Annotated in this window: 20 protein-coding genes; 13 read left to right on the top strand and 7 right to left on the bottom strand. The window is 39.9% G+C overall.

Going from position 1 to position 19,258, the window contains the following annotated elements; genetic code table 11:
- Window positions 1–58 precede the first annotated feature (58 nt).
- The 3 genes from ACTIEV_RS02705 to ACTIEV_RS02695 all read right to left on the bottom strand — a co-directional run bounded on the left by ACTIEV_RS02705 (window position 59) and on the right by ACTIEV_RS02695 (window position 3,873).
- Window positions 59–1,339, bottom strand: a complete 1,281-nt coding sequence (locus tag ACTIEV_RS02705; protein ID WP_439516018.1) for a M16 family metallopeptidase — start codon at window positions 1,337–1,339, stop codon at window positions 59–61.
- A 26-nt stretch (window positions 1,340–1,365) separates the two neighbouring features.
- On the bottom strand, window positions 1,366–2,601 hold the full coding sequence (locus ACTIEV_RS02700; protein WP_439516017.1) for a M16 family metallopeptidase: 1,236 nt from the start codon (window positions 2,599–2,601) through the stop codon (window positions 1,366–1,368).
- A 66-nt stretch (window positions 2,602–2,667) separates the two neighbouring features.
- Window positions 2,668–3,873: an aspartyl protease family protein gene (locus ACTIEV_RS02695; protein ID WP_439516016.1), complete on the bottom strand. Its 1,206-nt coding sequence runs from the start codon at window positions 3,871–3,873 to the stop codon at window positions 2,668–2,670.
- A 165-nt stretch (window positions 3,874–4,038) separates the two neighbouring features.
- On the opposite strand from ACTIEV_RS02695, the gene mqnC reads away from it, so the two are divergent.
- The 5 genes from mqnC to ACTIEV_RS02670 all read left to right on the top strand — a co-directional run bounded on the left by mqnC (window position 4,039) and on the right by ACTIEV_RS02670 (window position 8,948).
- Window positions 4,039–5,163 (top strand): cyclic dehypoxanthinyl futalosine synthase, encoded by a 1,125-nt coding sequence (mqnC, locus tag ACTIEV_RS02690; RefSeq protein WP_250686700.1) that lies wholly within the window; start codon window positions 4,039–4,041, stop codon window positions 5,161–5,163.
- A gap of 484 nt (window positions 5,164–5,647) precedes the next feature.
- Complete coding sequence (locus tag ACTIEV_RS02685; protein ID WP_178888292.1) at window positions 5,648–6,139, top strand: RNA polymerase sigma factor; 492 nt, start codon at window positions 5,648–5,650, stop codon at window positions 6,137–6,139.
- Window positions 6,140–6,152: 13 nt separating this feature from the next.
- Window positions 6,153–7,256, top strand: a complete 1,104-nt coding sequence (locus tag ACTIEV_RS02680; RefSeq protein WP_178888293.1) for a hypothetical protein — start codon at window positions 6,153–6,155, stop codon at window positions 7,254–7,256.
- A gap of 16 nt (window positions 7,257–7,272) precedes the next feature.
- The gene (locus tag ACTIEV_RS02675; RefSeq protein ID WP_439516015.1) at window positions 7,273–8,154 is read left to right on the top strand and encodes an outer membrane beta-barrel protein; all 882 of its coding nucleotides are present in this window, start codon (window positions 7,273–7,275) and stop codon (window positions 8,152–8,154) included.
- Between the two features lie 245 nt (window positions 8,155–8,399).
- Window positions 8,400–8,948 carry a L,D-transpeptidase family protein gene (locus tag ACTIEV_RS02670; protein WP_439516014.1) on the top strand — a complete coding sequence of 183 codons (549 nt, stop codon included), beginning with the start codon at window positions 8,400–8,402 and terminating at the stop codon, window positions 8,946–8,948.
- 212 nt (window positions 8,949–9,160) lie between these two features.
- Here ACTIEV_RS02670 and ACTIEV_RS02665 read toward each other — a convergent pair whose 3' ends face one another.
- Together ACTIEV_RS02665 and serS are read right to left on the bottom strand one after the other, a co-directional pair.
- Window positions 9,161–10,105: an alpha/beta hydrolase gene (locus tag ACTIEV_RS02665; RefSeq protein ID WP_439516013.1), complete on the bottom strand. Its 945-nt coding sequence runs from the start codon at window positions 10,103–10,105 to the stop codon at window positions 9,161–9,163.
- A gap of 28 nt (window positions 10,106–10,133) precedes the next feature.
- Window positions 10,134–11,405 (bottom strand): serine--tRNA ligase, encoded by a 1,272-nt coding sequence (gene serS, locus ACTIEV_RS02660; RefSeq protein WP_439516012.1) that lies wholly within the window; start codon window positions 11,403–11,405, stop codon window positions 10,134–10,136.
- A gap of 72 nt (window positions 11,406–11,477) precedes the next feature.
- On the opposite strand from serS, the gene ACTIEV_RS02655 reads away from it, so the two are divergent.
- From ACTIEV_RS02655 to ACTIEV_RS02635, 5 genes are all read left to right on the top strand, one after another.
- Entirely contained in the window at window positions 11,478–11,834 is a 357-nt protein-coding gene (locus tag ACTIEV_RS02655) for a hypothetical protein (protein ID WP_439516011.1), read from the top strand.
- 100 nt (window positions 11,835–11,934) lie between these two features.
- Window positions 11,935–12,312 carry a glycine cleavage system protein GcvH gene (gcvH, locus tag ACTIEV_RS02650; RefSeq protein ID WP_178888299.1) on the top strand — a complete coding sequence of 126 codons (378 nt, stop codon included), beginning with the start codon at window positions 11,935–11,937 and terminating at the stop codon, window positions 12,310–12,312.
- A 122-nt stretch (window positions 12,313–12,434) separates the two neighbouring features.
- Complete coding sequence (locus tag ACTIEV_RS02645; protein WP_439516010.1) at window positions 12,435–12,935, top strand: RNA polymerase sigma factor; 501 nt, start codon at window positions 12,435–12,437, stop codon at window positions 12,933–12,935.
- Window positions 12,936–13,739 (top strand): anti-sigma factor, encoded by an 804-nt coding sequence (locus tag ACTIEV_RS02640; protein WP_439516009.1) that lies wholly within the window; start codon window positions 12,936–12,938, stop codon window positions 13,737–13,739. It abuts the gene before it with no gap.
- Between the two features lie 86 nt (window positions 13,740–13,825).
- Window positions 13,826–14,227 carry a VanZ family protein gene (locus ACTIEV_RS02635; protein WP_439516008.1) on the top strand — a complete coding sequence of 134 codons (402 nt, stop codon included), beginning with the start codon at window positions 13,826–13,828 and terminating at the stop codon, window positions 14,225–14,227.
- A 351-nt stretch (window positions 14,228–14,578) separates the two neighbouring features.
- Here ACTIEV_RS02635 and ACTIEV_RS02630 read toward each other — a convergent pair whose 3' ends face one another.
- Entirely contained in the window at window positions 14,579–15,367 is a 789-nt protein-coding gene (locus tag ACTIEV_RS02630) for a glycoside hydrolase family 25 protein (RefSeq protein WP_439516007.1), read from the bottom strand.
- A 96-nt stretch (window positions 15,368–15,463) separates the two neighbouring features.
- Between ACTIEV_RS02630 and ACTIEV_RS02625 the strand changes: the two genes are divergently transcribed.
- The 3 genes from ACTIEV_RS02625 (at window position 15,464) to ACTIEV_RS02615 (ending at window position 18,588) form a co-directional block, all read left to right on the top strand.
- Window positions 15,464–16,495 (top strand): radical SAM/SPASM domain-containing protein, encoded by a 1,032-nt coding sequence (locus ACTIEV_RS02625; protein ID WP_439516006.1) that lies wholly within the window; start codon window positions 15,464–15,466, stop codon window positions 16,493–16,495.
- Between the two features lie 78 nt (window positions 16,496–16,573).
- On the top strand, window positions 16,574–17,029 hold the full coding sequence (locus ACTIEV_RS02620) for a MarR family winged helix-turn-helix transcriptional regulator (RefSeq protein WP_439516005.1): 456 nt from the start codon (window positions 16,574–16,576) through the stop codon (window positions 17,027–17,029).
- Between the two features lie 77 nt (window positions 17,030–17,106).
- Window positions 17,107–18,588: a glycoside hydrolase family 10 protein gene (locus ACTIEV_RS02615; RefSeq protein WP_439516004.1), complete on the top strand. Its 1,482-nt coding sequence runs from the start codon at window positions 17,107–17,109 to the stop codon at window positions 18,586–18,588.
- Here ACTIEV_RS02615 and ACTIEV_RS02610 read toward each other — a convergent pair.
- Complete coding sequence (locus ACTIEV_RS02610) at window positions 18,580–19,089, bottom strand: SRPBCC family protein (RefSeq protein WP_439516003.1); 510 nt, start codon at window positions 19,087–19,089, stop codon at window positions 18,580–18,582. The two genes, ACTIEV_RS02615 and ACTIEV_RS02610, sit on opposite strands and share 9 nt — an antisense overlap.
- Between the last annotated feature and the right edge of the window lie 169 nt (window positions 19,090–19,258).

The following is a 19,258-nucleotide window of genomic DNA, read 5'->3' as shown; positions in this document are numbered from 1 at the left end:
ATTTCTCTGAAGTCCATGTATACATAGAATTTTAACAGCAGCTATGCAACACTACCATTTAAACCACCACCAATTCATAAAACTTCTCAGGATTCAAATGCTGTTGTGCTAAGGTTTGCAGATCATCTGCTGTTACCTTTCGAATGGTATCAATGCTATTATAGAAATATTGTTCATCTAACCCATTCAGGATATAGGTTTTCCAGCGACCGATGATTTGAAACGGACCATCGAGATCGCCCAATAATGAACCGATCATATAGTTTTTCACCAGATCCAATTCCTCTTGTTCTACCGGTTCCTGTCGCAATAATTCCATTTCTTTGTACACTTCGGTAATTGTTGCTTCACAAACATCTCTGCCGGCCTCCGTACTAATCATCCAGGCACTATGGTGTATATGATTTTGCAAATAACTATGGATACCATAGGTATATCCTTTGTCTTCCCGAATATTACTCATGAGTCTTGAGCCAAAAAACCCTCCAAAAATATTATTCAGTACCTGCACTTTCGGAAAATCAGGATGATGTCTGTTGAAGAAGGGCTGTGCAATTCTGATAGCTCCTTGTACACCTTCTTTGTCATTGATAATCCTATATTTTTTTTCTGTAGCAGGATTCAAGGAATAGTTGATCTCAGGTAGAGCGGCACTATTAAGTGGCAATGACCCAAATACCCGATTAAGTTGCTGATCCAAATCAGTTGGTAATTTCCCTGCTGCAAATACCCTACATGTACCCTGCTGATAAAACCGATTGAAAAACTTTTCAAGTTCAGTTCGCTCTACTGCATCATAATCTAATGTGGATGTGTATTTGCCATAGGGATGATGAAATCCATACACATACTCATCAATCAATCTATTGGAAACAAAATCACATTTCTTTAAGTTGACTTCCAGTCTTTGCTTTTGATTCTGTTTATATATTGCCAATTCCTGTTCAGGAAAAATACTTTCTGTGAGCAGTTCTGCCACAACCGGCAACAATTCAGCCACATGTTTACTTAAACAATGTAGTGTTATCGTAGCCGTTTCATTGTAACAACTTCTGTTGAGGTACGCACCATAAAATTCAAAATATTCATTGATGGAATAGGCATTGCGTTGTTTGGTTCCATTCTTCAACAGGAAGTTGGTGGTACCTGCAATGATATTTTTCGACTCATACCAGTTTCCTGCATAAAACACCCATTCAATCATCACTACCTCCTGTGCACCGGCATTGATAGCAAATACGGGCACTTGATTATCCAAAGTATAACGATCGCAAGGTTTCAGGCGAAGATCAAAAGCTACTGCGTCTGTAATCGGTGGCGCTACGGTTCTATTTATCATATCTTCTTTACTATTCAACTAAATGATCAGTTGGCAAAATACAACAACGTATTACTGTTGTGGGGTTGAAATATTTGTTGACTATACTCTTGAATATCTTGTACTGTGATATCCTGGTACTTCTGTAACTCTGTATTCATCATAGAGGCATCACCCAATAGCTCATACATGGCCAGACTATTCGCCCTACTCATGATGCTCATATCTTCAAATGCAATGACACTCTCTGTTTTATTCTTGATCTTTTGTAATTCCGGTTCTTCAATGAGTGAAGTAGTTAATTTTTGTATCTCTTCATCTATTGCAGTTACTGCATCTTCCATTTTCACTCCTTTCACCAATTTACCTTCCACCGTAAGCAATCCGGAATCGATACTTCCAAAATGATAACAATCCAGATTTGAGAAATACTGTTTTTCTTTCACCAATTTCTGATACAATCTGGAAGACCCTCCTCCTCCCAATATCTCGGTGATCATATCTGCTACATAATATCCTTTATCCAAACGTGCATCCATATGCCAGGTCTTGATCAATGCATCCAATGGCACAGCAGCATGTACTTCCTTTACACGTTTTTCTGTCTGTGGCGGTTCCTTTGGCAGGTTTCGTACATATGGATCTCCCATCGGTATATCCCCAAACCATTTTTCAGCCAATCGCTTTACTTGTTCAACAGTAACATGTCCGGCCACCACTAAAATGGCATTCACCGGACGATAATGTTTGAAAAAGAATTGTTTTACATCATCGATATGAGCGTTCTCAACATGACTCAATTCTTTTCCGATGGTCATCCAGCGATAAGGATGTTTTGTATAGGCGAGCTCACGCATTTGATGCCATACATCACCATAAGGCTTATTTAGGTAGTGTTCTTTGAATTCTTCGCAGACTACTTTGCGTTGTACTTCCAGGCTTTTTTTACTGAAAGCCAAGCTCAGCATACGATCACTTTCCAGCCAGAAAGCAGTTTCAATATTTTCAGCAGGTATCTGACAATAATAGTTGGTGAGATCATTGGTCGTATAGGCGTTGTTTTCTCCGCCTGCTCTTTGCAATGGTTCATCATAATCAGGAATATTGATACTACCCCCGAACATCAGGTGTTCAAACAAATGTGCAAAGCCTGTTTTATCGGGATTTTCATCTCTAGCCCCTACATCATACATAATATTAACAACAGCCATCGGGGTAGAATGATCTTCATGTACCAATACTTTCAATCCGTTATCCAGCACAAATCTTTCAAATGTTATCATAGTTCAGCTTAAAAGGCGAAATTAAGTGAAATCAAATCATGGCGATTCCGAAACACGGAATACTGCTTATCGGTTACGACGAATGTCTTTGATATTAATGGTCAATATCAATGGTTTCTGATCGCGGAAAATGATCACTTTTACCTTACCGATTGAGTTTTGGAACAAAGTTTTGTATGTCTGGATATTTTTGGTGTAGTTGTTTTCAACAGAGAAAATAATATCACCCGGCTGAAATCCGGCTTTATCACCCGGTGAGCCTTTAATAATATCAATCACCCTGATCTCACCATCAATCAAATAAATACCCAATCCGGTGTATGCATAATCAAAATTTTCCTGGAAATGATTATTGGGTTTGATATGGATAGATCTTTCCGGATAATTCAGGATCACATTAAAGCGACGCATGATATCATTACCAATCAATCCACCTAACATTGGATATGACGTTACATTGAACTCATCATCAAAAACATGGATCGGTACATTTCGAAACTTATAAGGCCCAATTCTGATTTCTGATGCCACGGTAATATCCATCATTTTCTTTCCACCCAAGCCCTCAGCCTGTGTGGGGTAAAATTTCCTTTTCCGTTTAAAGATCACACTGTCTTCCACAAATTCTTTCGACAACAAAAAAGTGAGTCCGGCACCTGTATCAAAAATAAATCTACCCATCACCTGCCGCTCATCTTTCACAGAAGCCAATTGCAAGGGAAGGGTTGAAAAATCCGGACGAAGTAAGTATCCCCCTTTGGGGTATTTGAATCTACCGGGTGTATATACTTCTATCACCTGCTTGTCGTAATCAATATGTACAATAAATCTCCTCAAAAAACTGAATCCAATGATCCCATCAATTTTCAACCCATATACACTGGTCAACAAATCATAATCATTGATATGGAAATCGAGTTTGTCTACCTCTAGGCCGGGCAGTTTCAGCGTATGGTTATATGCAAATTCTACCGTTTTAATTCCTGCAATACCACGGATGGTACGGTCACTCATGGTTTTCGTCATCCCGAGATAATTCACGGTCATTGAATCCAGAGAAATGCCCCCACTTCCTGTATCGAATACAAAATTCAGGCTGTCAGGGTAGTTATCGATTCTTGCTTTGATGATGACAATACCCCCACTCAACTGGGTAAAAGGAAAACGGGTCAACAGGCTGGCTTCAGGCATAATAAACTCTTCCTGAGCGAACACAGGTTTACCGGCAAATAACAAGCCTATATAGATAATGGCAAGCAAAAAGAGTTTCATGCAATTTGAAAATACGCTGATTTTAGTACTCGATGAAGGATTATGTGATAAACAAACAACGAGTTGATGATCGGCTCATAGAAAGGACAAACAAAAGCCTTGTTTTGTTGCAACAGGAATCAACCATATCCTCCTACCTTTGTTGTTCAATTGAAATGATAGGGTATGCAGCTAGCTGATTTGTATCAAAAAGCATTGAATTTTGAATTTTTAAGCATCGAAGAAGGGATGTTTTTGTTTGAACAGGCTCCTCTTTCTGAGCTCATGCATGTAGCAGACGAACTTCGCAAAAAGCAGGTTCCACATGGCAAAGTGACTTGGCAGATTGATCGCAATGTCAATACCACCAATGTTTGTATCGCCAATTGTAAGTTCTGTAATTTTTATAGAATACCCGGACATGCGGAAGCCTATATCACCGATATGGATACTTACCGTAAAAAAATTGATGAAACGCTTCGATATGGTGGTGATCAGTTGCTATTACAAGGCGGACACCATCCTGAATTAGGACTGGATTTTTATACCAATACCTTTAGACAAATCAAACAGGAGTACCCTCACCTGAAATTACATGCACTCGGACCGCCCGAAGTAGCTCATATCTGTAAACTGGAAAAGATGAGTCACCAGGCGGTTCTGGCGGCATTAAAAGAAGCAGGACTGGATTCTTTGCCGGGTGCAGGTGCGGAAATATTGGTAGACAGGGTACGCAGGCTGATCTCCAAAGGGAAATGTGGGGCAGATGAATGGCTGGACATTATGCATGAAGCGCATAAACTAGACATTACGACCAGTGCTACCATGATGTTTGGACATGTGGAAACCTTGGAAGAGCGTTTTATTCATCTTACCCGGATCAGAGAAGTGCAAAGTCGCAAACCTGAGCATGTGAAAGGATTTTTGGCCTTTATTCCATGGACTTTTCAGGATGTAGATACTTTATTGACCCGCATCAGAGGGGTACACAACCTTACAACCACCGATGAATATATTCGCATGATTGCCATCAGCCGTATCATGCTTCCGAATGTAAAAAATATTCAGGCCAGTTGGTTGACAGTAGGTAAACAAACCGCTCAGATCTGTCTACATGCCGGCGCCAATGATTTTGGTTCCATTATGATTGAAGAAAATGTAGTAAGCGCCGCCGGAGCCCCTCACAGATTTACCTATAAAACCATGCAGGACGCCATCCGCGAAGCCGGCTTCGAACCCCAATTACGCAGCCAGCAATATGATTGGAGAGAGATTCCTGAGCGCATTCAGGAGCAGGTGATTGATTATTAGTCAATTGTGAATGGTGAATGGTAAATAGAAATTCATTGACCATTCACCATTCACAATTGACATTTCACTACTCACTTTTTAACTTCATTTAACGTTTAAAGCTTCCTGTTTAAGATTCAACCTTATACCTTTATGTATTCTTAAACTGAGCTTATGAAAACAAGGCATCTATTCGTTCCTGGCTTAGCGGTAGCCGTTTTAGCGTTTGCAGGTTTTGTGACCAATAACCTAAATGGCCGAAAGATGTGTTCAGTCAATAATAAAGATTGTCCGCTCAAGCAGAAAAAGCAAGTAACACAGCCCCAGGGGAGCAGTCCGGATGAGCTCCATTACGGCGGACTAAACCGTTTAATCGTCTCAACTTTCCGATAATCATTGATCCTGCGTCTAAAACGCAGGATTTTTTTTCTTTGCACTGTAACAAAACGAATGCCTGTCCGTATAACTCCTATACAAGGCAATCAACTGAATTATCGCGCTGTTTATGACTGAACAAGAGTACAATCAATGTGTGAACCAATATGCGGACAACGTATATCGTTTCATCGTTAAAAATCTTCGGCATGAAGAAGATGCGCGAGATATTGTACAAACTGCCTTCGAAAAGCTTTGGCGGAATCGGGAAAATGTAGAGAACAGTAAATCAAAATCTTTTCTTTTCACTGTGGCTTATAACCAGATGATTGACCATATTAGAAAAGTGAAAAGGATTCATTTGAAAGATGAATTTCAGGAAAACAGCAGAACAGAACAGGCAACAGGTCATAAACGAGAAATGAAGAAAATTCTGATGGAGGCATTGAACAGACTGAATGAAACACAAAGAAGTTTGGTGATGCTGAAAGATTATGAAGGATATAGTTATGAGGAGATCGGTCAGATCATGGATTTGAATGAGAGTCAGGTAAAAGTTTACCTGCACAGAGCTAGATTAACATTGAGAAATTATCTGGTAAGCCCGGAAAACGTTTTATAATAAATCAATCATAGTGATCAACATCAACAGACATAATTACGAAGAATTTTTCCTGCTTTATGTAGACAGGGAACTTTCTGCTGCCGAAAGAGTGGCTGTTGAACAGTTTGTTCTGGAGAATCCGGATCTGCAACATGAACTGGAAGCTTTACAACAAACCATGCTCACGGAGGATATAGCATTTGAAATGCCTGATAAATCGGCATTATATAAAGAAGAAACAACAGGTATCAGCTTACAAAATCACAGCATGCATTTCTTGATGTATATAGATGATGAGCTGAGTGCAACAGAAAAAGAAGCAGTTGAAACCTTTGTATTACAACATCCTTCATTGCAGGAATCATTCATGCAATTGAAACAAACCAAATTGCCCGTTGAGCATATTGCTTTCCCCGATAAGGCATTATTATATCGTTCAGAAGAAAAGGAGAAAAAACCAATTGTATATATGCGTTGGTGGCGCATGGCCGCTGCAGCTGCTGTTATTGGTTTTGCTTTTATGGTTTGGACATTGTCGCCAAATGATATTGAAACCGCATCGGGTAGTAATACTGTGATTGCAAAAAACAATACTGATTTACCGGCTTCAAATAATAAGCCATCAGAGAACAGCGTTATTATGAATGATCTTTCATCTGCGCAACCGATGGCAGGTAAGAACAATGAAAAGACGGCTTTACCCAATAAGGGTTTGGCGCAAACATCTCTTGTTGTAAATACTACAGATCTGGTAGCGAATGAAAAAATTAACAGACCGGATCTTATTATTGATAATCCTGGAATCATTGAAACCAGTAGCATAGCGAAAGCAGATATTGTTGCACCGGATCTCACAGGTATTACTGCAACCAGGGCTATTCGGGAGAATGAAATGATTAGAACAGCTGTAACAGTAGACCCAACTGAAACAAAATCTGAATCGCTGATGCAGCAAGTTGTATACAAAGAGTTGGATACAGAGACCGACAGTGAAAATAAAAGTTTACTAATTGGATCTGTTGAAATCAATAAAGACAAACTTCGTGGTATCTTCAGAAAAGCAACCAGTATATTCAGAAGTAAAAGAAATGAAGAAGAAAGAGCCGAAACCGGCCCCTCACGACCATTAAAATAAAAGAAAAGCACATTGTATGAAACGTTTAGCAATTGTAACAGCAGGCATCCTGCTCTCGGGGAGTCTTATGGCTCAAACAGACAGTACTTCCAACACACAAGAATCAGATACTGTGAAAGTGGGCAACTTTATCATCATCAAAAAAAATAAAGATGGTAATAGCAGTAATAGCAACAGTGTTTGGAAAGATTGGGATCGCAATTTTGATATCAGAATCGAACGCAGAAACAGAGCCAAAAAAAATATCAGCACAAACTGGTGGATCATGGACCTGGGTTTCACCAATTTCCGTGATCAAACCAACTATACTGCTGCACAGGCAGGAGGTTATTTCAGAACCTTACGCCCAGCTGATGGACCGGTAAATGAAAACAGTTTTAAACTGAATAACGGTAAATCAACCAATGTAAATATTTGGTTCTTCATGCAAAAAGTAAATGTAGCCAAGCATGTGGTGAATCTGAAATATGGCTTAGGTTTAGAAATGTATAATTTCAGATACGACTCTAGACTGAGTTACCGAAAAGATGCAAATCCATATGTATACAATGATTCGATCAGTTTCTCTAAGAATAAATTGTATGCAGGTTATTTGACTGTGCCATTCATGATCAATATCAATACATCTCCCAACAATAGAAGAGGTTTCAGCATTAGTGCAGGTATGAGTGCTGGTTATTTGATCAGCAGTCGCAACAAACAAAAGAGCAGCGAAAGAGGCAAACAAAAATCTCCTGGCGATTTCAACTTAGAACCGTTCCGCCTAGCAGCTATCGGCGAAGTAGGTCTCGGACCCATTCGCTTGTACGGAAGCTATAGCCTGAATAAACTGCATAAAGACATTACACGCGTAGAACAATTCCCGTATGCGTTCGGGATTCGATTTAGTAGATGGTAGGAGCAGCGAAGCTGTAGGCTGCAAGCCACAAGCTGCAAGCTTCAAGTAAATAAAAACAGGGTGTTTAAGTAGACACTCTGTTTTTTTGTTCTAATACTTGCAGCGTGAAGCTTGCGGCTTGCAGCTCAAAGCCTCCGGCTTTAACATAAAGTTTGTTAACCAAAACTTTTGTCAATTAACCGAAGAACAACAAAATTCGGTGCAGCGTAATTTTAGTTTAGGGGTCGAATCAAAACCCTACCATTATGCGCCCCCTCATGTATGCTACCTGTTTGTTGTCGGTATGTATCGGCAGCACTTCTTTCAAAACACCTACACCCATCAACACACTCCACGCTACCAAAGACACCTATCGGATTTTGGTGATCAAGACAAAGTATGCGATGAAAATTTTTGACTCCACCGGTGAATGTCTGGCCACTTATCCTGTTGTCTTTGGCAATAAGGATATGGGTGATAAGATGATGCAAGGTGATCGCCGAACACCGGAAGGAACTTTCAAAATTTCTTTTAAAAGAAAACATGAAAAATGGAGTCGGTTTTTATTGATCGATTATCCCAATGCAGAAAGTGTTGCCAAATTCAACCAAAGAAAAGCAGCCGGGCTCATCCCTTCTAATGCTCAAATTGGAGGCAGTATTGGTATCCATGGCACTTGGCCCAATGAAGATTTTGCCATTGACGGACTACAAAACTGGACCGAAGGATGTATCAGTACCAAAAACCGATATGTGGAAGAGATCTTTGACGTACTGCCGGTGGGGACTCAGATTACGATTAGGAGGGAGAAGTGAGATTGTGAAAAGTGAAAAGGTTGGGTTCTACTCGTTCAACCCTCCGTGCAACTCTGTGCCTAACTTCTTTACCTCTGCGGTTTTTTTACCACAGAGTACGGCACAGAGTTGCACGGAGGTATAAATAGAAAAGCAGAATCTAGTTGTACATTCCGCTTCCCAAAACCCTTTCACTTTTCACCTTTGAACCTTGACTTTTCACCCAAAATCCCTCATTTATTTAGAAAAAAGCTCATTACAGACACCCATTTTGCCTTTTCTTTCTTAAAAAGACTCTCATGTCCGCTTTGCAGGTATTTGATCATGACCTTGTCGCGACTACCGATATTTTTAAATAATTCATTGGTTTCATCCTCGGTTACCCGTTGGTCGCCGGCACCCCATTGCAATAAAACAGGACAATTTACTTTTTTCGCGTAGATGGATGGCTGATGGTTAAACGCCCAAGTACCCAGTTCAAGTCCACCCCAAAAAGTCAACAAAGTACTAAGGGGTTCTGCGGGTAGTCCCATGGTTTTCATACGCCCTTGCACAGCCAGGTGTAAAGAACCAAATGGCATTTCGATGATCATTTTGGTGGGTTTGATCCCATATTCATCCACTGCTTTCAACGCTGTAGCAGCTCCCATGGAGATTCCCCAGATGATGATATTTTTTTCCCCTTTTGCAACAATATAATCATACACTGCTTTTACATCTTTTGATTCATTGATACCAATAGAAGTTACAGAACCCTCACTGTTGCCATGAGCGCGAAAGTCTGTCAGCACAAGATTATATCCCATTGCATGAAGTTCTCGAGCCTCTGCAACGATACCACTTTTACTACTGCCATGTCCATGAAACATAATTATTGTTCCTCGTGCGGAATCATTTGGCACATACCAACTTTCTAAAGAAACACTATCAGTGGTTTTTAAAGAAATGATTTGATGTGGAATATTGAGCGAATCCACCACTTTGCTTTTTGGATAGCGAATGCCAAAAAAGATAGCTTTCATTTTATCAACTGTACTCATCTCCTGCGGCTTTTTTACAGGACTGGCATCTGCATAGAAGTGCGTAAACTTATAGGCATGAAAAGCAGCGATGATATTGACCAAAACAAATAAAACAAGAAAGGTAAAACCAACTCTTTTGAGCCATTTAGATAACATGTATAGTTGTTTTAAATGTATGGTGATCTTAATCAATCATTGCTGCACCAAAGTATGGAACCAGTGCAGTAGGTAGTTGAATACCATTTTCCTTTTGATGATTTTCCAGTAAGCAAGCAACAATTCTTGGCAATGCCAATGAACTTCCATTCAGTGAATGCGCCAATTGCATCTTACCGTTTTCATCTTTGTATCTGCATTTCAAACGATGGGTTTGAAAACTTTCGAAATTACTTACACTGCTCACTTCCAGCCAGCGTTCCTGAGCTGCACTGAATACTTCAAAATCATAAGTGATTGCACTGGCAAAACCCATATCACCACCGCATAAACGAAGGATATGGTAGGGTAATTCTAAAGATTGTAAGAGCTTTTCTACATGCAACACCATTTCTTCCAATACTGCATAACTTTTTTCAGGTTGAACAATTTGAATGATCTCTACTTTTTCAAATTGGTGCAGACGGTTGAGTCCTCGTACATCTTTTCCATAACTACCTGCTTCTCTTCTAAAACAAGGAGAATAAGCCGTCATTTTTATCGGGAACTGCTCTTCTTTAATAATTACATCCCGATACACATTGGTCACCGGAACTTCTGCGGTTGGAATCATGTAAAAATCATCTTCCGGCATATAGTACATCTGTCCTTCTTTATCGGGTAACTGACCGGTACCCATAGCAGATGCTGCATTCACCATAAAAGGAGGAAGGTATTCAGTGTATCCGGCAGCGGTATTAAAATCCAGAAAATATTGTATCAAAGCTCTTTGCAGCTTCGCACCTTTTCCGATATAAACAGGAAATCCGCTTCCGGTAATTTTATTCCCCAATTCAAAATCAATGAGGTTATATTTTTTGGTGAGATCCCAGTGAGCTTGTGCTCCGTTTGGTAAGCTGGGTTTATTTCCCCCTTCTCTAACAACTACATTTTCTTCCGGCGTTCTTCCTTCCGGCACGTCTGCCGCAGGTAAATTGGGTAATTGTAATAAGGTATCCAGCAATGTTTGTTCCGTGATGGCCATTTTCTCTTTCAGCGGTTCTAACCCGGTTTTTAAGCTCGACACCTCAGCTTTCATCGCCTCCGCTGCTTCTTTGTTTCCTTGGCCCATCAGTTTACCAATCTCTTTAGAAGCCGTATTGATACTTGCTTGTATGGTATCAAAATCCAATTGAATTTTTTTACGTTCATCATCCAATGAGATGATTGTATCCACTAATTCAAGTTGTTTAAAATGCTTTTTGGCCAGTTTTTTCTTTACTTCCTCCGGATTCGCTCTCAGAACACTCACTTGTAACATAAGGGTCAATTTTGCGCAAAGATAAAGGCTAGCTGCTGATGAAGGATGGCTTTCAGCGTTTACCTTTGCCCTATGCAATTTATAAGTGATGATCTGCAGCAGCGTTGGTGGGCGTTGGAAGCCCAACTGGTAGAACGTTTTGGAAAAAAACCGGATCTGGAAGCCATTCTTTTTCTGATTGGATTACAGGAGACAGGATTTATTCAGGAAAAAATATCAAAAGAACAGAAACAAGACCTGATGCATGTAGCCGTGTGCACCGTTCTTGCGCAAAGTGGTTATTATGTGGTGGAAGGAAAGGATGCAGACGGTTGGCCTCATTTCCGTCAATTAAAAGAATTACCCGTAATGGCTTTGCCCGACCAGGAGAATTTTATCAAAGACCATGTTCTCTTATATTTTCAACAATCAAAACTTCCCGAGGAATAAATTTTTCATGTTGAGGAATTAAGCAATATTTGCACGTGATTAGACCATAGTCCATGGACCATGGTCTATGGACTAACTGCTAATAAATAAAAACCACCATATGAATTTCCCAGCTGAATTACGTTACACAAAAGATCATGAATGGATCAAATTAGAGGGTAATATCGCTACAATTGGTATTACTGATTTTGCTCAACATGAACTGGGTGATATTGTGTACGTAGATATCAATACTGTAGGTAAAAGCCTGGCTTCTGAAGAAGTTTTTGGTACTGTAGAAGCGGTAAAAACAGTGAGTGACCTGTTTTTGCCAGTTGCAGGTACCATCAATGAAGTGAACAGCTTATTGGAAAAGCAACCGGAATTGGTCAATTCAGACCCATACGGTGATGGCTGGATGATTAAAATGACGGTGAATAGTCCGGCAGATGTAGAAGCTTTGATGAATAGTGAAGCTTATGCAGCGCTCGTAGGATAATTCCTCTTGCGGTTAAAATCCATCTGAACAATTTCTCCGTATATTGGTTACCTAACCTTGTACTAAACACCAACCTGCTTTTGGAAGTAGCTAAAAAATACAGCGAGTCCGAACTGGTCCGTTTGCTTCAGCAGCGGAGTCAGCATGTATTCAGCTATTTGTATGACAACTACTCAGGCGCCCTTTTATCCATTATCTGCAACATTGTCAAGGATCAAGAACTTGCTAATGATGTACTTCAGGAGGTGTTTGTAAAAATCTGGCGCCAGATAGAAAGCTATGATAGCAGCAAGGGAAGATTGTTTACCTGGATGCTGAATATTGCCCGAAACGCATCTATTGACACGGTTCGAAGCAAAAGCTACCAAAATAGTCTTCAAAACCGTGAATTGTCGGAAGACGTATATGTATCAGCAGGAACTGCACAATTACAAGTAGATCAGATTGGTTTACGAAAAGTAGTGCACCAGCTGAAAGAGGAACATCGTGTATTGATTGATCTGTCTTATTTTCAGGGCTTTACCCAAGATGAGATATCCAAAATGTTGGATATACCTTTGGGAACCGTAAAAACAAGACTACGCACAGCATTAACACAATTAAGAGGCATTATTAAACCATAAATGGATATAAAGGCATACATAGAAAGCGGAATGATTGAGAGCTATGTTTTAGGCATAGCCGATGATCAGGAGCGTGCCGAGTTGGAACAGTACTCACGTCAATACCCGGAAATCAGGGCTGCTATTGATGCGTTTGAACTGTTGCTCGAGCAAAATGCTATGGCCAGTGCCATTCAACCTGCTGCACATGTAAAAGCCAATATTCTAGCGGAGATTGCCGGAGAATTTGCAGATAACGACACTTCTTCTAAAGTGGTATCGATGTCTACTCCTGCCATTGGTTGGTTGAGATACGTAGCCGCTGCTTCTGTAATACTTTTAGTGGTAAGTGCTGCTACCAATGTGTATTTCTATCGTCAATTTCGCGAGGCTTCTTCCCAATACCAAGCATTATTGATTGAAAAGTCCAGTTTGTTGGCACAGAATCAGACCCTGCAGGCTAAGGGACTGGATCTGTATCAGGGAATGCAAATCATGAGTGATCCCGCCTACACAAAAGTGTCATTACCAGGCGTGAAAGCAGATGAGAATAAGCTGGCTACTGTTTTCTGGGATAAGAAGAGCAATGAGGTATACCTACTTGCCAATCGCTTACCTCAAACTAATCCTGATACACAATATCAATTATGGGCAATTGTAGATGGAAAACCTGTAGATGCAGGAATGGTAGATGTTTGCAACGGTCTCTGCAAAATGAAAAATATCAGTAACGCTACCGCTTTTGCCATCACCCTCGAAAAACGAGGCGGTAGTCCTACTCCGAATTTGAACCAATTACAGGTATTGGGCGGCGTAAACGGGTAGGCATTTTCTCTTATTAACCTAATCACAACAGTTTCTTGCCAAGCGAAGTTTATTTTTGTGCTTCACGGCATAAATAATTCCCTGTTTTGAAAATCATTCATTTTATTCCAGCATTCATTTTCTTTATCATCAGCGTCTTTTTACTCTGTTTACCGGGCACAAAAAATTTTCCGGCTGCTTGGTGGTTTCAGAAAATACCTCAGTTCGATAAATTGGTACATATCGGTCTTTTTGGTTTATTGAGTCTTTTGTTTCATTGGCCGGCTATGAAAAGCAACTGGAATAATGGAAGAAGAAGAATCTGGTTTTGGGTCATTTCTTGTTCATCAGTTACTTATGGAACCATCATGGAGTTTGTGCAAAGGGAACTGATCGTCAACCGATCTTTTGAAGAAGCAGATATCCTTGCAGATAGTGTAGGGGCCTTTGCAGCACTGGCTTTTTCTTTGACATTTTTCCTTCAGAAACAACCTGCAAAAGCTAACTAATACATTCAGAAACAGCAGTATAGACTTGGGTCTATGTAAAAAAATTGTCCCCTGTGGAAACAGGGGACGCAACCAAAACTAACTGCTTATGAGAAAATTGACTACTTACTTATATTTATATAAACGCAAATTCAGTGCCAAAAGATTTCAGGATTTTGTTAATCCTTTCTAAATAGATTCTTTTTCTTTCTTTACCGTTGCCTAGTGCAAAGGTCTATATAATAGACAGAAGAAAATGTCAATGGTTTAACAATGATTTGTTAAAGGAATAATGACAGCATACCGTATCTATACTACGTTGTGAGATAACTGGATTAAGATCAGGAATATGTACACCTAGTACACTGATAGTCAATAAAATAGGATTTGTTTAAATTTCGTCGAATCTCCATTAAAGACATTGCAATCCACTTCAGCGCGTATGCCATCTATACGACCGGTTTCACTATGTTGCCAAAAACTCCAGTCTCGCTGGACCCTTGGTTTTTCCGGTTGAAAATAATGTGCTACCCACAAAGGGTACTCATTAAAATCTTTACCTAAATGTCTCTCATAGAAATCAGCAGAAGTATAAATAATGGGTTTCACCCTGTAATAGGCTTCCACTGTTTTGAGAAATTCTTTCACTCTTTGTCGCATCAACACCGGCTTTACACCATATAGTTTTTCGATATCAATCACGGGAGGCAAATCACCTTTTTTGAGTTCAACTTGTTTGATGAATTGTAGAGCTTGTTGTCTACCGCTTTTAGTAGCCAGAAAAAAATGATACGCCCCCCTAATCATACCTGCTGCTTTGGCCTTTTCCCAATTGCTGTGAAAACGTTTGTCGGTATCATTCAATCCTTCTGTTGCTTTCATAAATACAAAGCCCATTTGTAAGTCTCCTGATATCATCTTTTTGACAGAAGGCCAGTGAATAACCCCTTGATAACTGCTCACATCAATGCCATGGATAGCATACCCCGAAGGCATCGGTATACCGAACGGATTATAGCGAACGGATTCAATCCTTGCTGTTTGTCTTTCTTCCCATTTCTCCCATAAAACAAAATATAAAATGAGAGCAAAGCCACTCAACAACAAAACCAACCAAAGAAGTTGTGATCTGTTACGTTTTTGGGATCTCTTTCGCGTCATATAGTACAAAAATCGTTGAAAAGCGATTTCAATATTAATTTCTTAGTCAATAGATCCAAAGTCTGTTTCAAGCCTGTTTTTAGTAATTTTACACCGATGGGCTATTTTAATTGGAATGACAGTATTAATTTTTTAAGCAAACTAACCCCTAGAAGGTTTTGGAATGCTTGTAAAGTATACGGCAGTTATCAGATCAGTCGCTTTACCAAGAAACCCATACAATGGGGGTATCCCATCTCTATTTCTTTTGAACCTACTACATCTTGTAATCTGCGATGTCCTGAATGTCCGAGTGGATTACGCGAGTTTACCAGACCAACAGGCATGTTGAAAAAGGATTTTTTCAGAGAAACCATTGATGACATCTACAAAGACCTGCTTTATCTCATCTTTTATTTCCAAGGAGAACCGTATTTGAATCCTGATTTTCTGGATATGGTAAAATACGCACATGATAAAGGCATTTATACCGCTACTTCTACCAATGCACATTACCTGACTGATGAAAAAGCTAAAAAAACAGTTGAAAGCGGGTTGGATCGATTGATCATTTCTATTGATGGCACTACTCAGGATGTATACCAACAATATCGGGTAGGCGGTAAACTGGAAAAAGTATTAGAAGGTACTCGCAATATCGTGAAATGGAAAAAAGAACTGAATAGCAAAACCCCTTTTATCTTCTTTCAGTTTTTAGTTGTGAAACCCAATGAACATCAGATCGAAGAAGTAAAAAAGTTGGGGGCGGAAATAGGCGTGGATCAAGTTCGCTTTAAAACAGCACAGGTATATGACTATGAGAATGATCCAAACCAACTCATTCCCGAGAATAAAAAATATAGTCGCTATGCCAAAGACAAAGAAGGAAAAATGAAAGTGAAAAGTGGACTGAGCAATCGGTGCTGGAAGCTTTGGCATGCCAATGTAATTACCTGGGACGGATTGGTGGTTCCTTGTTGTTTTGATAAAGATGCGATGCATCAACTGGGTAATCTGAAGTCGCAAAGCTTTAAACAAATCTGGCAAAATGATAATTATAAACAGTTTAGAACTGAATTGATGACCAGCAGAAAAAACATTGATATCTGCGCCAATTGCAGTGAAGGATTGAGTGTTTGGCAAGATTAAGGAACTGAAAAGTGAAAGAAAGCGTATTTCTTATGTTTTTCACTTTTCATCGCTCACTTTTCACCTATTTTTACAGCTATGGGTATTGAAAAAGATATACAACAACAGCATTTCAGGAATGAATACCAGAAGGCTTCTGTGAATATCATTTATTCTGCCAACTGGTTAAATGAGAAGATCAAAACCATGCTTGATCCGGATGACATTACCCCACAGCAATATAATATTCTTCGTATTCTCAGGGGGAGCCAGCAACCACTCAGTACTCTACAAATACGCTCAAGAATGCTGGATAAGATGAGTGATACCAGCCGTATTGTAGAGCGACTACTCAAAAAGGGACTGGTCGAAAAGAAAGTTTGCACTGCTGATAAAAGGCTGGTAGATGTCAGCATCTCAAAAAAGGGGCTTTCATTGCTGGACAAACTGGATAAAAAGAATGCTGAAATCGATCAGTTAATGCAAAACTTATCAGAAACAGAAGCTGCTACACTCAATAAGCTGTTGGATAAAGTTCGTGAACTGACCTCTTAAATGTTAATTTCCACGCTTATTATTTTGATTTCTTCCACAACGGGTCACTTCGCGCATGACTGGTTTATCTTTAGGATATGAAATCTTTGTTGCGTATACTCCCCTTGTCATTATTTCTTGTTCTGTTTTTGCATCCAAAAGCACAATACTCGCCGAACTATGAATTCAGAGCGGCTTGGGTGGCTACGGTGGAAAATATCGACTGGCCTAGCAAAAGAACCTTATCTACCGAAGAGCAACAAGCTGAGTTTATCAAGCTGGTGGAAATGCATCATCGCAATGGCATGAATGCATTGATCGTTCAAATTCGTCCTTCAGCAGATGCATTCTATCCTTCATCGTTAGAACCGTGGAGTGAGTATCTTACTGGGAAACAAGGGTTACCGCCATCTCCTTATTATGACCCACTTGAATTCATGATTCAAGAAACACATAAACGAGGTATGGAATTTCATGCATGGTTAAATCCTTATCGGGCTGTATTCAATATTCTTCGCTCTTCCATTGCACCCAATCATATCAGCAAACAGCACCCCGAATGGTTTGTAACCTATGGCGATAAAAAATACTTCAATCCCGGAATCCCGGAAGTACGCGATCATGTTTCAGCAGTAGTAAAAGATATTGTAAAGCGTTATGCCATTGACGCCATTCATATGGATGATTATTTCTATCCTTATAAAATTCCCGGGAGAGAATTTCCGGATCAATCTACTTTTCAGCAATATGGAAAAGGAATGACGAAAAACGAATGGAGAAGAAGTAATTGCGACAGTATCATCGTTCAACTACAACAAACCATCAGAAAAACAAACCCAAAAGTAAAATTTGGTATCAGTCCATTTGGCGTATGGCGCAATAAACATCAAGATCCGATGGGAAGTGAAACCAGATCGGGACCTACCAATTACGATGAGCTACATGCAGATGTATTATTATGGTTACAAAAAGGATGGATCGATTATATCGCTCCACAACTGTATTGGGAACGTGGACATGCTTTAGCGAGTTATGATATCCTACTCCGTTGGTGGAATGAACATAGCTATGAAAGACACTTATACATCGGTCATGGAATTTATCGTGCCGGAAGCAATAATGCTTGGAAGAACAGAAATGAAATTCCTGAACAGATCAAGGCACTAAGAAGCTATGAAAATGTGCAGGGAAGTATTTATTACAACAGCAGTTCATTCAACCGAAACCCAAATGGATGGAATGATAGCTTACAGCAAAACTATTATCGTTATCCGGCCTTGGTTCCTCCAATGCCCTGGATCGACAATACCATTCCCCCACAGCCTTTGGTAGAAAAAGCAAATGAACATACCTATAAACTTGCCTACAAAGGAGAAGAAAAGATCAAAGGTTTTGCGGTATTCATGCATCAGGGAAAAGAAGAGCCTGATTTTGCAAATAGTCAAATGATTCTTTTTATCCCCGGTGATAAAAACGCAATTATCGATCTAAGCAAGCTACCGGAAACAAAAAATAAAAATGTATTGATCGCTTCTGTAGATACAGATAATAATGTAAGTCCGCTCCGTTTATTACAATGAGCCATCAAACAGCACCCGTTTCTCTTGCACACCTGACCAAGCCCCAAAACGTTGTTCTACCGCCTGAAAGCGGTGATCAAATATCCCCCTGAGTTGTGTGCGCACCATAATGGTATTGGCAATATCTCCCAAAAACCAAAGTGGTAATTTGTAATGAACAATATCCGTCATTTCCACACCCCCATCAATAGCCTTGAAATGGTGTTGATGATGCCATAAACTATAGGGACCAAATCGTTGCTCATCTACAAAAAAATTCTGCTCCTCCACATGTGTGATTTCTGTCATCCAATACAAAGGAATACCTAGCATGGGACTCACTTTATACTCAATGATTTGTCCTTGGTACATTCTGTCGCCATGGTGTTTACTAATGATATTGAAACCAAGATTAGAAGGAGTGATTTCTTTCAGGTTCTGTGGCCGACTAAAAAAATCCCAAGCCTCTGCCAGCGAGATCGGAATTTTCTGTACGGTTTTGAGCGAATAGACCTTTGACATGCATTTGCTTTGTGTAATAACAGCTTCTGAGGCAAAAAGTTCGCGTTGGTGCAGGGTACTAGGTACTAGGTGCTAGGTTTTAGTGGCTGGGAATTTCTTGTTTATCATAGAGTATTGGAGTATTGGTTTCAACATTTACTTTTGCATTTCCACACCCAGTACCCAGCAC

Source organism: Sediminibacterium sp. (assembly GCF_051861365.1).
GTDB lineage: Bacteria > Bacteroidota > Bacteroidia > Chitinophagales > Chitinophagaceae > Sediminibacterium.
Note: the sequence above shows the minus strand (reverse complement) of the source record. Positions and strands in the feature narration are given on the sequence as shown.

Bases quoted from the DNA above. Each gene is read 5' to 3' on its own strand.
- ACTIEV_RS02705 (WP_439516018.1), bottom strand. From the start codon at position 1,339: ATGATAAATAGAACCGTAGCGCCACCGATTACAGACGCAGTAGCTTTT.
- ACTIEV_RS02700 (WP_439516017.1), bottom strand. From the start codon at position 2,601: ATGATAACATTTGAAAGATTTGTGCTGGATAACGGATTGAAAGTATTG.
- ACTIEV_RS02695 (WP_439516016.1), bottom strand. From the start codon at position 3,873: ATGAAACTCTTTTTGCTTGCCATTATCTATATAGGCTTGTTATTTGCC.
- mqnC (WP_250686700.1), top strand. From the start codon at position 4,039: ATGCAGCTAGCTGATTTGTATCAAAAAGCATTGAATTTTGAATTTTTA.
- ACTIEV_RS02685 (WP_178888292.1), top strand. From the start codon at position 5,648: ATGACTGAACAAGAGTACAATCAATGTGTGAACCAATATGCGGACAAC.
- ACTIEV_RS02675 (WP_439516015.1), top strand. From the start codon at position 7,273: ATGAAACGTTTAGCAATTGTAACAGCAGGCATCCTGCTCTCGGGGAGT.
- ACTIEV_RS02670 (WP_439516014.1), top strand. From the start codon at position 8,400: ATGCGCCCCCTCATGTATGCTACCTGTTTGTTGTCGGTATGTATCGGC.
- ACTIEV_RS02665 (WP_439516013.1), bottom strand. From the start codon at position 10,105: ATGTTATCTAAATGGCTCAAAAGAGTTGGTTTTACCTTTCTTGTTTTA.
- serS (WP_439516012.1), bottom strand. From the start codon at position 11,405: ATGTTACAAGTGAGTGTTCTGAGAGCGAATCCGGAGGAAGTAAAGAAA.
- ACTIEV_RS02655 (WP_439516011.1), top strand. From the start codon at position 11,478: ATGCAATTTATAAGTGATGATCTGCAGCAGCGTTGGTGGGCGTTGGAA.
- gcvH (WP_178888299.1), top strand. From the start codon at position 11,935: ATGAATTTCCCAGCTGAATTACGTTACACAAAAGATCATGAATGGATC.
- ACTIEV_RS02640 (WP_439516009.1), top strand. From the start codon at position 12,936: ATGGATATAAAGGCATACATAGAAAGCGGAATGATTGAGAGCTATGTT.
- ACTIEV_RS02630 (WP_439516007.1), bottom strand. From the start codon at position 15,367: ATGACGCGAAAGAGATCCCAAAAACGTAACAGATCACAACTTCTTTGG.
- ACTIEV_RS02625 (WP_439516006.1), top strand. From the start codon at position 15,464: ATGGGCTATTTTAATTGGAATGACAGTATTAATTTTTTAAGCAAACTA.
- ACTIEV_RS02620 (WP_439516005.1), top strand. From the start codon at position 16,574: ATGGGTATTGAAAAAGATATACAACAACAGCATTTCAGGAATGAATAC.
- ACTIEV_RS02615 (WP_439516004.1), top strand. From the start codon at position 17,107: ATGAAATCTTTGTTGCGTATACTCCCCTTGTCATTATTTCTTGTTCTG.
- ACTIEV_RS02610 (WP_439516003.1), bottom strand. From the start codon at position 19,089: ATGTCAAAGGTCTATTCGCTCAAAACCGTACAGAAAATTCCGATCTCG.